This window comes from Natronococcus occultus SP4, from assembly GCF_000328685.1.
GTDB lineage: Archaea > Halobacteriota > Halobacteria > Halobacteriales > Natrialbaceae > Natronococcus > Natronococcus occultus.
Window position 1 is genome coordinate 697,735 of sequence record NC_019974.1, and the last position, 13,911, is coordinate 711,645.

The following is a 13,911-nucleotide window of genomic DNA, read 5'->3' on the forward strand; positions in this document are numbered from 1 at the left end:
GCCGAAACTGATGTGTGTTACTATTAGGCCAGGAGCGTCGAGATCGGCCGATTCGAACAGTGCTTCGGATCGGTAGCCGCCTTATCCCGCAGAAACCACGTATGTGGCGAAGCGACACGATCTATTACCGCTACTCACTCGCACCACCCGTTGCGTTGCTCCGTGAGGACCGAGACTCCACTCGAGAAAGTTGAATAGAGTTTTTGTGATAGAGCCCCCTACTTACTGATAGCAAGTATGACAGGGAAATACATGACGTCCGAGAGCAACTTGCCGGAGAAGCCGGAGGGGGAGGAGATCCAGCTCCAGGTCAGCGACGAGCGGACCAAGGAGATCTTCAATATCCGGGCTCGCGTCGGTCGGGATCCGGACGAACTGAGCGATCCCGACCGGTTGACCGTCGTCAAGGGGCCACACGAGAACACCGAGGAGGAGTGGTACATCGACGTCCTCGAGACCGATCCGGACGACGGAATCGATAGGGAGCTACTCGAGGCGACGATGGCCTCGATGGAGGACAAGTCAACGGTCATCAACACCCGTTCGAAAGAGGTCAAGACGCTGCTTCGATATCTTACCGAAACGGACGAGTTCGAGTCGGTATCCGAGGCGAGCCGGACGATCATGCTGGAGTATCTCTCGGATAACTACGCCGATCTCGTCGAGGAGTACATCGACCTCAAGGTTCAATCGGAGCGGAGCGAGTTGGCCGACGAGCTGTACGATTACAAATGACTGCGGGTAGCCTCCGGCAGTACCTCCAGACGCTGGAGACGAGGAAGGATCTCCACCGGATCTCCGAACCCGTCTCCTGGAACCTCGAGGCCAGCGCCGTTACGATGCTCGCGAACACGGAGGACAGCCGGATCCCGCTGTTCGAGGACGTCGACGGCGCCCGACTCGTCGGGGATCCGTACCGGGGTAGCCAGCGACGGCCGTGGGACCGAATCGCGCTCGGGCTGGGGCTCCCGTCGGATCTCTCCTACGAGGAGTACTACGAGATGGTGATCGAACGGTTGAACGACCCGAAGCCGCCGACGACTGTCGGGACCGAGGACGCACCGTGCAAGGACGTCGTCGAGACCGGAGACGACGTGGATCTACTGGACTTTCCCTGGCCGTACATCCACGCGGGCGACGGTGGACGCTACTCGAATCTCCATACGCTGATCGCACCCGATCTCGACTCCGAGTGGGTCGACTGGTCGTACCACCGGTCGATGATTCACGACGGTGAGACCGCGAGCGTACTGTTGCTCGCCGGCGAGCAGACGCCGAACCTCTACTACTACAAGTACGAACAGCACGACGAGCCGATGCCAGTCGCGATCGCCATCGGCGTCGAGCCCGCGGTACAGTACACCTCCGTCATGTGGATCCCGACCGGACGAAACGAGGCCGAGTTCGCGGGCGGGCTGAAAGGGGAGCCGATCGAACTCGTCGAGTGTGAAACGAACGATCTTCGGGTGCCGGCGACGGCCGAACTCGTCATCGAGGGAGAGATCGTTCCGAACGAGCGCCGCGACGAGGGACCGTTCGGCGACTACTTCGGCTACGTCCACGGGCCACGGCGATCGATGCCGCTCCTGCGAGTGACGGGAATCACCCACCAGCAGGATCCCATTATTCCATTTTGTGTCGAAGGAACCGGCGTCGGTTACACCGAGAACACCACCAGCTCCATGGAAGTCGGCTGTGTCGGTCCGGACGCGACGCTTGGTCTTCGCACCGCCGGGTTCGACGTCGAGTGCTGTGCGCCCTGGAAGTCGACGCCACGAACGGTGTACACGATTGCGACGCCGTCGAACGACGACGGCTACCTCCATGAACTCGCGAATTTCATCTTTACGACCTGGGGAATGCTTCACGTCGACTTTTTCATCTTCGTCGACGCCGACGTCGATCCGCTCGATCAGCGCCAGGTACTCGAGGCGCTTGCGTTACACGCGGATCCGGACGAGGACTTCCACCAGTTCGGGGTCGAAACGATGCCGAAGGTGCCGCTGAACATCTACCAGACGCCGACAGAGAAGGGAGACGTCCAGACGGGAACCTCGAAAGCCAAGACCGCGAAAGCCTACATCGACGCGACCAGCGACGGCGACGGGACGCGAGACGACGACGTCGAGATAGAGTACCGCGCCCAGGAGATCCTCGAATCCGCGGGGGTTGACCCGGAGAAGCTCCCGTTCGTCGATCCCGGGGAGGGAGGACGATGACGACGCTCCGGCAGCAACTCGAGAGGCTCCGGGAGACCGACGACCTGGTCCCGGTTGCCGAACGGGTCCACTGGGACGCGACGGCTGCGTCGGTCGCCGCCGAAGCGACGCGACACAACTGTCCGGCGACGCTGTTCGAGGACACACCCGGCGAGGTACGACTCGCGAGCGGCGTCTTCGGCGGTCCCGATCAGTTCACGAGCCTCGATCGACACCCCTGGCAGCGAACCGCGCAGGCGCTTGGGTTCGATCCGGACTGTTCGTACGAGACGGTGGTCGAACGGCTGGCCAGCCGAACCACCGCCCCGACCGAGGGCTCGCCCGACGGAGAGCCGGATGCGACGCCTCTCGAGAACGTCGACCTCTACGGGCTGGGGCTCCCGACGAGCGATGACGGCAGCCCGCTGGTTTCCCTCGGGGTACTGGCAGCGACGCGGGACGGCGTCACGACCTGGGTGCCGATTCGGGGAGTCGCGCTGCGCAACGCGACGCTTCGCCTGGTGGTTCCCCAGGTAGCGGCCGACTGGCTCGGACCGCAGGCCGACGCGAGCGTCGTTCTCGGTGTCGGGGCCGTCCCGCTCGTGGCGGCGCTTCAGGGGTGGACACAGGATCGAATCACTCCCGACGTTCCCGGCCTGACTGCGGGCATCGGCGACGTCTCGATGGCGACCGTCGACTCGCGAACCGTCCCGTCGAGTGCGGACGTTCGAATCGACGGTGGGATGACAGTCGATCGGACGGCTCCCGAGCCGAGCGGACCGAAAGCGGCGTGGGAACGGTCCTGTGAGACGGCGGTGATCGACATGAGCGTCGATCGGATCGCGACCCGCGAGGAGCCGGTCGTCGCGTTCACGCCCCTCGGAGAACCGCTGACTGACGACCTCCATCTCGTGAGTCTCGTCGAGGCTGCACAGCTGTTCCGGCGAGTCAACAGCTACTGGGGCGTCTCACCCGTCGAGTGGATCCGACTTCCCGTCGAGTCGCGCCTCGGGCTCTGTATCGTCTCGAGCGAGATCCTCTATGCGGGGTTCGAGTGGCAGCTCGCGAACACGCTGTTTTCGTTCTCGAAGCTGTTCGACAAGGTGCTCGTTCTGGACGAGAACGCCGATCCGACGAACCTCGCGAGATCGATCGACGACATGTGGGTGAAGGCCCACCCCGGAAACGACTGGATCTTCAGCGAGCCGAACGCACCGAGCGCGACCGCGCCACGGTACCGACAGGACGGCGAGACCGGTTCCAGGCTCTATATTAACGCGACGTGGGACCCCCACTGGGACGAGGAGTATATCGCCCCCCAGGTCACCTTCGAGACGTCGTTCTCGGAGAACGTCAAGGAGGCTCTCGAGGAGCGATGGGAAGAGTTAGGGCTCGACGAACTCGTCGAATCAAACGACCGATGACAGCAATCGTTCGCGTTCCGGTCGGCGGCGGAACCCCTGAAGGAACGAACAGCGCGTACCTCCTGCCAGATCGGGGCGTCCTCGTCGACCCCGGTCCACCCTCCGAGCGAGCGTGGGCCGATCTCCGGGATGGAATCGGCGCCCACACGGCGATCGAGGATCTCGAACACGTTTTCGTCACGCACTGGCACATCGACCACGCCGGGCTGGCCCATCGGCTCGCGGACCGGGCCGGGGCGGCGATCCACGTCCACCGCGAGGACGCACCGTTGATCGGCGACTACGCTGACGCGCGAGCCAGCCGGCTCCGTCGGGACGAACGAACCCTGGAGCGGTGGGGCGTTCCGAAGTCGGTTCGCGAGTCGGTGATCGATCGCGACGAACCGTCCCCGCTTCCCGACGCGGCGCCGGTGAACCGACACGACGACGGTGATGTCGTCGCTGGCGTCGAGTTCGTCCACACGCCGGGCCACACGAAGGGACACGCTTCAGTTCGGATCGACGGGACGATCCTTCTTGGCGATCTGCTGTTGCCCACGTACACGCCGAACGTCGGCGGGAGCGACACGCGGCTCGACGATCCCCTCGGCGCGTACCTCTCCTCGCTCGAGCGCGTCGCGACCCACGAGGAGGGGGAGCCGGGTCACGGAACGACGATGTCGATCGACGAGAGCATCGCGGACGTGCGGCGCCACCACCGTGATCGGGCGGCGTCCTCGTTCGAAGCCATCGCCGCGGCGGACGAGACGGCGGTGACACCGTGGACGGTCGCGCGCCACCTGTTCGGAGAGATGGCAGGCGTTCACGCGAAGTTCGGCGCGGGCGAGGCGGCCGCACATCTGGCCCGGCTCGCCGAGTTGCGGATCGTCGAGCGGTGGACGGACGATCGCGGCCGAACGCGATACCGACCCGCTGTCGATTCGTATCCAGCCGAGCTTTCTCTCGGACGGTAACACTTCTAACGTCGCTCTTTCGGTGTGTGCGTCGGCGAAAAAACCGCTACGGATGAACTATGGGAGTGACACTTGGGACAGCTACTGATGGGCTGTCCCGAGCCGCGCCACGGGAGTGTCCCAGTCCGAGAGGTGCCTTACTCGCTGCCGGGGTCTTTCTCGCCGAGCTCGACGCCCAGGAAGTCGGGCTCGCGGTCGTTGAGGAAGGCGTCGACACCCTCCTCGGCGACGTCGGAGCCGAGCAGGCGGTTCTGCAGTTCGCGCTCGTGGGCAAGCGCGTCCGAGAGCGGCATCTCGAGGCCCTCGTTGACGGCCAGCTTGTTGTTGCCGACCGCGACGCTTGGCTTTTCGACGATCTCCGCGGCGAACTCCTGTGCTTTCTCCTCGACCTCGTCGGGCGGGTGGATCTCGTCGAAGATACCACGGCCGGTCGCCTCCTGGGGCGTGAGCGTGTCGCCCGTGATCATCATGCGAAGCGCCTCCGAACGGTCGATGTAGCGCGGGAGCAGCTGCGTTCCGGCCTCTCCTGCGATCATACCCAGGTGGATCTCGGGCATGCCGACGTTGTAGCTCTCGTCGTCGCCGATGTACCGGAAGTCACAGGCGAGCGCAAGCTCGAGGCCGCCACCCATACAGTGGCCGTTGACGACGGCGATGAAGATGGTGTCGGTCGTCCGCATCTTCATGATGATCTCCTTGCTCGTCTGGCTCGCATAGCCGACCTGACGGCCCGATTTCTCCTGAAGCTCCTGGATGTCGAATCCGGTCGAGAAGAATTTCTCGTTCGAGCTTCCGAAGATGACGGCGCGGACGTCCTCGTCGAAGCGGACGGCTTCGACCGCGCGCTGGAGGTCCAGCAGGACCTCGATGTCGTGTGCGTTTGCCGGCGGGCGGTCGAGACGCAGCTCACCGATGTGGTCGTTGACCTCCGTCGTGAAGTACTCTAGATCCAACTCGTCGAACGCTTTGAGTTCCATACAGTGTCCCAGTCACGCCCGCCACATATGAATGTTTTCATTATGTCCACTAATAAGGAGATATATTGGATATACTAAACTCTAATCGGGTGTTTTCACCCGCAGCGTTTGGTCTAACTACCGCCCAGTATCCGGATTTTCACCGTCGTACTTGATTCGCTCGAACACGGTGTTGCAGCCGTTGCAGTAGTACTGGGTCTTCGAGATCTCGCTCCCGAACGCCGATTCCCGTTCCGTATCGGTCGACTCACAGAACGGACACCGGACCGCTGACTCCGGAGCGTGGTCGGTCATCATCAGCTCAGGGCAAACTCCGCGTTGCGCTCACCGCGGAGCTGTTTGACGTCGTTCGCCGTGATCGCGTCCGTCCCGGTTCGTCGCCGGGTCTCGTTCCAGTCGTCGGCTGGTGCGTCCCAGTCGACGTCCTCGAGTGAGACGTCCGTCTCGGCGAACAGTTCGCGGTAGTGGTCGATAAACGCCGTTCTGATCTCCGAGATCGGACGATCCGTGAACCCGGCCTCGTACAGCGGATCCTCGCTCTCGTCGTAGCTCGCCGGCCCGATGAACGCAAGCGCCTGCGGGAGCGTCCGTTCCAGCGTCGCCTGCACCGTCCCGGGATCCTCCTCGGCCAGCGTCTCGAGGCGAGCGTCGTGGTACTCCAGGTGGAAGTACTCGTCCTCGCCCATCTTCGTGATCAGCCCCTCGAGGTCGTCCCGGTCGATCGCGTCGAGCAGGTACCACGCGGCTCGGTCGGCGGGGGCGATCGAGGCGACGTACTCGGTCCAGTCGCCGTCGATCCGATCGAGGCAGGCGGCGTTGGCGAACTCGTCCGGGTCGCGCTGGCCCTTGGTCCACTCGAGGTCCCGTCCCTGGGCCTCGAGCTTGCTCGCGAGCTGTCGGACGTGGCCGATCTCCTCCTGGGCCGCACTGGCGCCACCGATGTCGTCCTCGAGCGAGGGTCCCGAGAGCGCCCACTGGGCGTACCGGTGTCCCAGGACGAGCTTGGTGTCCGTGATCGCCTGGACGTAGTCGACGGCGGGCTCGGGCCACTCACTCATTGGTGCTCACCCCGACGGTCGGCTTCGGGTCGTTGCTCACTTGCAGGTAGTCGTCCTCGCGGACGACCGCGAGCATGTCCCAGTCTTCCTCGTCGAACGTGTTGTACGCGTACATCTTTGCTAGTTTATCACTCTTTGCGGTGACGTTGCCGATGTGTTTGATCTCGTCACCTTGGTTGATTCGTGCGAACACTTCGTACTTCATAGGCTGATTCCTGCTTCGCGGATCTTTTTGCGAACCGATTCCGTGAGCATGTCCTTCGACCAGACGGGATCCCAGACGACGTCGATGTCGACCTCGTCGACGCCGTCGACGACGGTGAGACAGCTCCGAACGTCGTTGTGGATCATGTCGTAGGCCGGACAGCCCATACAGGGGAACGACATCTCGACGGTGACGTGGCCGTCGTTCTCCGTGACGTCGTAGATCATCGCCATCTCGACCAGACTCACCGGAATGTGGGGATCCGGAATCTCGTCGAGGACGTCCCACAGCTCCCGCTCGAACGGCGTCGTATCGGCACGCCGTCCCTCGACGAACTCACTGGTCTGGGAGATGTCGGTCAGTTCGTCGCCGTTTCGCTGTGCGCTCGACATGTTAGACCTCGACCTCGAGGGTGCCGGACTGGATCAGGTTGACGTACTTCTCGTTGGCCGGTCCGCGGTCGCGCCAGCGGTCGATCGTGTCGGACCACGAGATCGGTTCGTCGAACCGCCACTCCTTGTTCGCGGCGTCGAACGCGACCGGGAAGTCGTACTCGAGGACGTACTCGTCGGCGTCCTCGTCGTAGTGGGCGGGCACGTCCAGATCGAGCTCGTTCATCAGCGGCATCGTCCGCGAGAGCCAGTCCTGACGGAGCTCGTCGTTGGACTTGCCCTTGATGCGGTACTCGAGCTGGTCGTCGTGTTTCTTCTTATCGTCGGGCATCCCGAACCACTCGACGCCGATCGGGAACATCCAGTCGACCGCCCCCTGGAGCTGCTGTTTGGTCTTCTCGCTGTTGTTCGCGAGCCGGCGCATCCACGTCTCGCCGTGGCGGAGGTGGAACTGCTCTTCCTTGCTGACCTTCGTCAGCGCGCGCTTCCAGGGCGCATAGGAGGTGTTCTCGTGAATGTCGCCCAGGAGCACGATCCCTGCGCGGTCGAACATCCCGTGGGCCGTCACGAGTTCGGCGAAGTTGTCGATATGCTGGTCGAACCCGTACGTGTTGCGGAACTCGTGGGGCTCGCGCTCGTAGATGAGTTCCTCGCGGTCCTCGCCGAGGTCCTCGAGCAGGCGGTAGGCGATGTGGCCGTGGCCGAGCTCGTCCTGGATCACGCTGATACACGACGCGCGGGCGTCCAGCGACGGCGCGTTGAGCGACTGGTCGTAGTACGCCGGCGCGCTCATCAGCTCGGTGTCGCCCGAGACCAGCAGGATCTGCTTGAGCGCCTTCTTGTAGCCGTCGGTCATCTCTTCGGTCGATTCGATCATCCGCCCGTTCTGGAGTTCTTGCTTGAACTGCTTTTCTGAGGGCATGGTGGTAATCGTCCATCTATCTCTTACTCGTCCAGGGTTATAATTGTTTTCTGTATACGCTCAGTGTATCTATCGGCGGTTTTGCGGGTGTTTCCGCGAAGCGGCCTCGCCTGTAGCCGCCGGAGTAAGCCGCTGCGGACCGCTCTGGATTTTGGTGTGACCGTATACGCCCCGACCGACGACTGGAACCCCCCCTCGATCAACTGCGGTTGTTTCCGACGAAGTATCGTGTCCTATACAGCCCGACAAATAAGCTACCCGACCGATACAACAGTGCCTTTTTTAGTAATCCGATCCAGATGGTAAGCTATGACGTACGACGTACGACAGGCGATCAGCGAGGACGGCGAGGACCTCCTGGAACTGTGGCACGGATTTACCGACCACCTCTCGGAGCACGACGACCGGTACCGCCACAAGGAAAGCGCCAACGATCGGTGGCTCCAGTACTTCGAAAACCAACTCATCGACTCGAAGTACGGGACGGTGTTCGTCGCCGAAGCCGAGGAGAGCGGCGAACTCGTCGGCGTCCTCGAGGCGCGGATCATGGGCAACCACCCGATCTTCCGCCTGCAGGATCACGGCTACATCAACGGACACTTCGTCAAAGAGGATCACCGAGGTGAGGGCGTCGGTATCGCGCTGCTGGAGGCCGTCCACGAGTGGTTCGACGAGTCCGATCGCGAGATCGACTTCTACCGCGTCGACGTGATCCAGGGCGACGACGACTCGGCTGGGTTCTACGAGTCCAACGAGTTCGAACCGGTCGAACACGTCTTCGAAAAGTCGATCGAATCGAACGGGTGACCCATGGTAGAGACCCACACAGTCGAGTTCGTCGACGAAGGTCGCACGCTCGAGATCCCGGAGAACCAGCCGATCCTGGAGGCGGCGGAAGAAGCGGGCCTGACGCCGCCGTACCAGTGTCGGATGGGGGTCTGTGGCGTCTGCTGCGGGATGATCGTCGAGGACGGCGTAGTCGAACAGACGGAAGGCATGTTCCTCTCCGATAGCGAGAAAGAGGAGGGATACGCGCTGACGTGCGTAGCAAAGCCCCGGTCCGATCTCCGGATTCGCACCGACGAGAGTCCCTGATCGGATAGTTTCGGAATTTCAGTACGTGTTTTTTCGAGTCCCCCTGTAGCCACGCGACTCGCTCGTTCTCGAGTAGCGTATACGTATACAGTATACGCTTCGAGCACCGCTCCCTCGGTCGGTCGACAGAAGGTTTACCTCCGTACCTATGTAAAGCAATCCGTTTACGAAAGTACAGATGTAACTACAGTCCGAACGGCAGGTAACTCCGAGCCAAGAAAGGTGAATGGGACGTATACACACCCCGTATCTGGAGGGCGATTACGTGGTGCGTATACACTCGTTTGGGAGCGGAAGCCGTAGTGGCGCGTCTCAGTCGCGTTCCGCGGGCGGTCGCTGCAGCCGTTCTGCGAGCGGGGACTGCAATTCTAGGCTCATCGACAGTTCGGAGAGTCCGCGCTCGACCACCTCGAACCCGATGTTCTTGTACACCGTGATCGCACGTTTGTTCCCGGTCGAGACCTCCAGCGCCAGCTCGTTGCCGTCCTTCTCGTCGGCGTAGGCGACGAGCTGCTTGAGCATCTCGGAGCCGACCCCCTCGTTCTGGTACTCCTGATGGACGTAGATCAAGAACTTCCACCTGTGGTCGACCGACTCGGACGGGACGACCGCAACGTGACCAATGGCCCGGTCGCCGTCGAACGCGACGAGGTTCCACCCCGTCGACGTCAGCTGGTCCAGCCAGCTTTCGATCTTCGACACGCCGTTGGGTGGCAACCCCATACTCCGGCTGTACTGATCGAACTCGTCGTACATTCGGACGAGCGGATCGAAATCGCCCGCTTCGTAGGATCGAACGAGGAGTGCAGCGCCGGTCTTGCTCTCGAACCGAGGACACCGCGGCGGACAGTACGGCGTCCCCCGACACTCGGAGTTATCCCACGCTGTACAGACGCCGGTCGCCTGGCTGTCGCTTGAGGACATACGAAACTGTTCCAGTGGAGACAGCATAACTACTGCGCCGAACATGTTTCGACGCGGCGAAAAGCGGGGTCGTGTCGGAGTAACGTCGGTGAGTCGGGGTTCGATCGCGGACGGCTTCGATCAGCTACTCTGTTCCTGCTCGCGAAGCTCGGTTCGGCGGATCTTTCCGGTTTCCGTTCGCGGGAGCGACTCCGTGAACTCGATCTCGCGGGGGTACTTGTACGGGGCGAGCGTGTTCTTGACGTGGTTCTGGATCTCGGTCACGAGCTCGTCGTCGGGAGTCGTCCCGTTCGATAGCACGGTAAACGCCTTCACGATCTCGCCGCGTTCCTCGTGGGGGCTTCCGACGACGGCGACCTCCGAGACGGCCTCGTGTTCCTCGATGACCGCTTCGACCTCCGGACCGGGGATGTTGTACCCGCTCGAGATAATGAGATCGTCGCTCCGGGACTTGTACTCGAGGCGGCCGTCCTCGCGCTGGACGTAGATGTCGCCAGGGATCGACCAGCCATCCTCGGTCGTCGACTCCACCTGTTTTTCGGGGCGATCCCAGTACTCGACGCCGGTCGGGCCACGAACCGCGAGTAGGCCGGATTCGCCGCGCTCGAGTTCCTCGCCGGTATCGGGATCGATGATCTTGCACTCGTAGCCCGGTACGGGGAAGCCGGTGGCGCTCGGGTCGATATCCCCGTCGTGGCAGTGGCTGATGAAGATGTGGAGCATCTCCGTCGTCCCGATCCCGTCGAGCAGGTTGATCCCGTACTCCTCTTTGAAGTTCTCGAACGTCGTCGGCGTGAGCGGTTCGCCCGCGCTGAGACCGACCCGGAGCGAGGAGACATCGTACTCCTCGGGACCGTCGGGGTAGTTCGAGAGGATTTGGTTGAAGCCGGTCGGAATCGAACACAGCACTGAGATCCCGTGGTTCTCGACAGCCTCGAGCAGATCGCCCGGGCTCGCGTCCTCGACGAGGCTCGTACTCGCGCCGAATCGAAGCGGGAACGTGACCAGGTCGCCGTAGCCGTACGCGAACGGGAGCGGCGGGTTTCCGCCGAAGACGTCCTCCTCGGTCGGCTCGATGCAGTACCGGGCGTACGTGTCCGCGGTCGCGAGGACGCTCCGGTGGCTGTGAACTGCGCCCTTCGGGCGACCGGTCGTCCCGCTCGTGTACAGCATCAGTGCCAGGTCCTCGCGCTCGGTTTCGTAGGCTTCGAGTTCGTCGTCGGCCGACTCGAGGAGATCGTCATAGCTGTGGTGGTCGTGGTCGACGCCGTTGCGCTCGGCGACGATGACGTCCTCGACGGTGTCGAGCTCCGGCAGCGCGTTCTCGACTTCCTCGAGAAGATCGTCGTAGACGACGACGGTCGTCGCCTCCGCGTTGTTGATGATGTAATCGAGCTCCTTGGCCCGCAGCAGCTTCATCGACGGGAGCGCGACGCCGCCGATCTTCTGGACGGCGAGACACGTTACGATCGCTTCCGGACGGTTCGGGAACCGGACGACGACCCGGTCGCCGGCCTCAACGCCGAGGTCCCGGAGCGCGTTCCCCATCCGATCGACCTGTTCCTGGAGCTGCTCGTAAGTGAACGTTCGATCCTCGAAGTAGATCGCGACGTTGTCGCCACGTCCCTCCTGAACGTGGCGGTCGACGAGTTCCTCTGCGACGTTGATTCGCTGGGGGTAATGGGCTTCCGGGGTCGGATGGATGTAATCCGGAGCGTTCGATTCGTCCGGTAGATACTCCTCTGGGACGTTCGGCTGCATGTACGAGTAATCCATCATAGCTTTAAATCATATAGTTATCGGTTCGTGCACTCGGGGATTGTTAAGGAAAAAACATTTCCGGGGGAGTAGCTACGTCCAGAACCCGTCCGGATCGAACGTTCGGACCAGTTCGAGTTCCTCGGACGTCGGCGCGGGATCGGTAACGACGACGCCCGCGCCGACGTCCTCGGCGGTTCGCAACGCCCAGGGAAAGTCGTCGAACACGTCCTCGACTTCCACGCCGGGATGGACGCTCCGGGGGTAGAGTTCGCCGGCGTCGTCGAAACCGAACGTCGCCTTCGAAGTGACGAGCGCGCTCGGCCAGCGACCGGTGATGGGTGGGCGCCGAACGGACACCCGACGACGCCTGTCACCTGCTTTCGAGTGATCGCGACGCGGCTGGGGTCGCTCTTTGCGACCGCAGGATCGACGATCTCCTCGACGATAACCAGAACGTCCTCGGCCGCGCCGACTGCGGGATCGACGGTCCCGGAGTTTCCCCAGGAGTGGGCGTCCCCGTCCGGACTCGCGCGCTGGACGTGGACGATTGCTAAGTCCGGTTCGATCGCGGGTACGAGAACGATTCGCTCGCCGTCGAACGGATCGGTCGTTCAGACTCTCTGTACGTACTGATGTTCACCGTAACTATTCAGTAGCAGCATATGAGATCAGCTGTCGGTCTCCGCAGTACCGTCGATATTGGGTCGCCAACATAAATTATAAATAGGGACAGAGCGCACTGATTGGATATGTCTGGCAAAGACGTGGGTAGCTCCCACAGTCATACGACCAGCAGGAGTTCCATTTCGAGGCGTTCGCTCCTCGCGAGTGGTGCCGCTGTCGGGGCAACGACGGCACTTGGAGGGTGTCTCAGCAGCCACGACGACGAACTAACGATCGGGTTCGCGCTCCCGTTTACCGGCACGTACGCGCTGCTCGGCGAGAGTATCGTCGCCGGGTTCGAGCTGTTCGTCGAGCAACAGGGCGGGGAGATAAACGGAGAGGACGTCGAGTTCGTCCGGCGGGATACCGAGGCCGAGACGAGCCGCGGCGTCGACGTTACTCGGGAGCTGTTGCTCGAGGCCCGAGCCGACGCCATCGTCGGTCCCGTCTCGAGTGCCGTCGCGATGGCGATGATCCAGCCGATCCAGACCGAATCGAGCGCGCTCTGGTTCAACGCGAACGCGGGCGACTACCGGGTGACCGCCGAGGGCTGTCCGAAGTACCACTTTCGGACGTCGTTCAACGACTGGCAGACGAGCGCACCCCTCGCGCAGTTCGTCTACGAGGAGATCGCCGACAACGTCTGCCTGGCGTACGCCGACTACGCGTTCGGCCAGAACTCGAAGGAGTTCTTCAAGGAGGCGTTCGAGGAACTCGGCGGCGAGGTCGTCGAGGAGGTGGGTGCGCCGCTCGGCACCGACGACTTCTCGCCGTATCTCGGCGACATTCAGGGGTCCGGCGCCGACGCCGTCTACTCCTTTTTCGCCGGGGACGACGCTGTCAACTACGTCAACGCCTTCAGCGACTTCGGCCTCGACGAGGAGATGGTACAGACCGGGAGCGGGTTCATGCTCGCAAACGACACGCTTCCAGCGCAGGGTGAGTCGGCGCTCGGAATGTACTCACTGCTTCATTACACGACCACACATGATACCGAACGTAACCGAGAGTTCGTCGAGAACTACGTCGAACTGTACGACGAGACGCCGAACGTCTACGCCTGCCAGGGGTACGACTCCGCACAGGCGTTCGCCGGCGCCGTCGAAGAAACCGGTGGCACCGATCCCGACGAGATGGCCGAGAGTCTCGTCGAAATGGAGTTCGACAGCCCACGTGGTGAGTTCGAGTTCGATCCCGAGACCCACGAGGCGGTCCAGAACCTGTACGTCCGGGAGGTCGTCGAAGCCGACGGTGACGAGGCAGTCGAAAACGAGGTCGTCGAAACACTCGAGGACGTCGAGGGGCCCGACTGGGGGTGTAGTCACCGGTAACATGTCGT

16 protein-coding genes and 1 pseudogene are annotated in these 13,911 nt (G+C 62.6%); 7 read left to right on the forward strand and 10 right to left on the reverse strand.

Annotation, left to right across the window (positions count from 1 at the left end):
- Positions 1–237: 237 nt before the first annotated feature.
- From NATOC_RS03505 to NATOC_RS03520, 4 genes are read left to right on the forward strand one after another with little or no spacing between them, the layout of a single operon-like run.
- Positions 238–735: a hypothetical protein gene (locus NATOC_RS03505; RefSeq protein ID WP_015320040.1), complete on the forward strand. Its 498-nt coding sequence runs from the start codon at positions 238–240 to the stop codon at positions 733–735.
- Positions 732–2,219 carry a UbiD family decarboxylase gene (locus tag NATOC_RS03510; protein ID WP_015320041.1) on the forward strand — a complete coding sequence of 496 codons (1,488 nt, stop codon included), beginning with the start codon at positions 732–734 and terminating at the stop codon, positions 2,217–2,219. The genes NATOC_RS03505 and NATOC_RS03510 overlap by 4 nt, the downstream gene beginning before the upstream one ends.
- The gene (locus NATOC_RS03515; protein WP_015320042.1) at positions 2,216–3,622 is read left to right on the forward strand and encodes a UbiD family decarboxylase; all 1,407 of its coding nucleotides are present in this window, start codon (positions 2,216–2,218) and stop codon (positions 3,620–3,622) included. The genes NATOC_RS03510 and NATOC_RS03515 overlap by 4 nt, the downstream gene beginning before the upstream one ends.
- Positions 3,619–4,575: an MBL fold metallo-hydrolase gene (locus tag NATOC_RS03520; protein ID WP_015320043.1), complete on the forward strand. Its 957-nt coding sequence runs from the start codon at positions 3,619–3,621 to the stop codon at positions 4,573–4,575. Before NATOC_RS03515 ends, NATOC_RS03520 begins: the two co-directional genes overlap by 4 nt.
- A gap of 137 nt (positions 4,576–4,712) precedes the next feature.
- Here the strand turns inward: NATOC_RS03520 and NATOC_RS03525 are convergent, their stop codons facing one another.
- The 6 genes from NATOC_RS03525 to NATOC_RS03550 all read right to left on the reverse strand — a co-directional run bounded on the left by NATOC_RS03525 (position 4,713) and on the right by NATOC_RS03550 (position 8,129).
- Complete coding sequence (locus NATOC_RS03525) at positions 4,713–5,552, reverse strand: enoyl-CoA hydratase/isomerase family protein (RefSeq protein WP_015320044.1); 840 nt, start codon at positions 5,550–5,552, stop codon at positions 4,713–4,715.
- A 117-nt stretch (positions 5,553–5,669) separates the two neighbouring features.
- Positions 5,670–5,846, reverse strand: coding sequence for a PaaD-like zinc ribbon domain-containing protein (locus NATOC_RS03530; protein WP_245549677.1), 177 nt, complete (start codon positions 5,844–5,846; stop codon positions 5,670–5,672).
- 2 nt (positions 5,847–5,848) lie between these two features.
- Positions 5,849–6,610: a Phenylacetic acid catabolic protein gene (locus tag NATOC_RS03535; RefSeq protein ID WP_015320046.1), complete on the reverse strand. Its 762-nt coding sequence runs from the start codon at positions 6,608–6,610 to the stop codon at positions 5,849–5,851.
- The gene (locus NATOC_RS03540) at positions 6,603–6,815 is read right to left on the reverse strand and encodes a phenylacetic acid degradation PaaB family protein (RefSeq protein WP_015320047.1); all 213 of its coding nucleotides are present in this window, start codon (positions 6,813–6,815) and stop codon (positions 6,603–6,605) included. The genes NATOC_RS03535 and NATOC_RS03540 overlap by 8 nt, the downstream gene beginning before the upstream one ends.
- Complete coding sequence (locus tag NATOC_RS03545) at positions 6,812–7,207, reverse strand: metal-sulfur cluster assembly factor (RefSeq protein ID WP_015320048.1); 396 nt, start codon at positions 7,205–7,207, stop codon at positions 6,812–6,814. Before NATOC_RS03545 ends, NATOC_RS03540 begins: the two co-directional genes overlap by 4 nt.
- Position 7,208: 1 nt before the next feature.
- Positions 7,209–8,129, reverse strand: a complete 921-nt coding sequence (locus NATOC_RS03550; RefSeq protein ID WP_015320049.1) for a Phenylacetic acid catabolic protein — start codon at positions 8,127–8,129, stop codon at positions 7,209–7,211.
- A gap of 309 nt (positions 8,130–8,438) precedes the next feature.
- Here NATOC_RS03550 and NATOC_RS03555 point away from each other — a divergent pair, with 309 nt between their 5' ends.
- Both NATOC_RS03555 and NATOC_RS03560 read left to right on the forward strand, forming a co-directional pair.
- Positions 8,439–8,936, forward strand: coding sequence for a GNAT family N-acetyltransferase (locus tag NATOC_RS03555; RefSeq protein ID WP_015320050.1), 498 nt, complete (start codon positions 8,439–8,441; stop codon positions 8,934–8,936).
- 3 nt (positions 8,937–8,939) lie between these two features.
- Positions 8,940–9,224, forward strand: coding sequence for a 2Fe-2S iron-sulfur cluster-binding protein (locus NATOC_RS03560; RefSeq protein ID WP_015320051.1), 285 nt, complete (start codon positions 8,940–8,942; stop codon positions 9,222–9,224).
- Positions 9,225–9,536: 312 nt separating this feature from the next.
- On the opposite strand, the gene NATOC_RS03565 is transcribed toward NATOC_RS03560, so the two are convergent.
- The 4 genes and pseudogenes from NATOC_RS03565 to NATOC_RS23025 all read right to left on the reverse strand — a co-directional run.
- A complete protein-coding gene (locus NATOC_RS03565) occupies positions 9,537–10,148 on the reverse strand; it encodes a GNAT family N-acetyltransferase (RefSeq protein ID WP_015320052.1) in 612 nt (203 codons plus the stop codon).
- Positions 10,149–10,268: 120 nt separating this feature from the next.
- The gene (locus tag NATOC_RS03570) at positions 10,269–11,927 is read right to left on the reverse strand and encodes an acyl-CoA synthetase (protein WP_015320053.1); all 1,659 of its coding nucleotides are present in this window, start codon (positions 11,925–11,927) and stop codon (positions 10,269–10,271) included.
- A gap of 72 nt (positions 11,928–11,999) precedes the next feature.
- A complete protein-coding gene (locus NATOC_RS22655; RefSeq protein ID WP_049888638.1) occupies positions 12,000–12,266 on the reverse strand; it encodes a hypothetical protein in 267 nt (88 codons plus the stop codon).
- 44 nt (positions 12,267–12,310) lie between these two features.
- Positions 12,311–12,502: pseudogene (locus tag NATOC_RS23025) on the reverse strand (CoA transferase subunit A); the annotation flags it as partial.
- A gap of 156 nt (positions 12,503–12,658) precedes the next feature.
- On the opposite strand from NATOC_RS23025, the gene NATOC_RS03585 reads away from it, so the two are divergent.
- Positions 12,659–13,903, forward strand: a complete 1,245-nt coding sequence (locus NATOC_RS03585; RefSeq protein ID WP_015320054.1) for an ABC transporter substrate-binding protein — start codon at positions 12,659–12,661, stop codon at positions 13,901–13,903.
- Positions 13,904–13,911 lie beyond the last annotated feature (8 nt).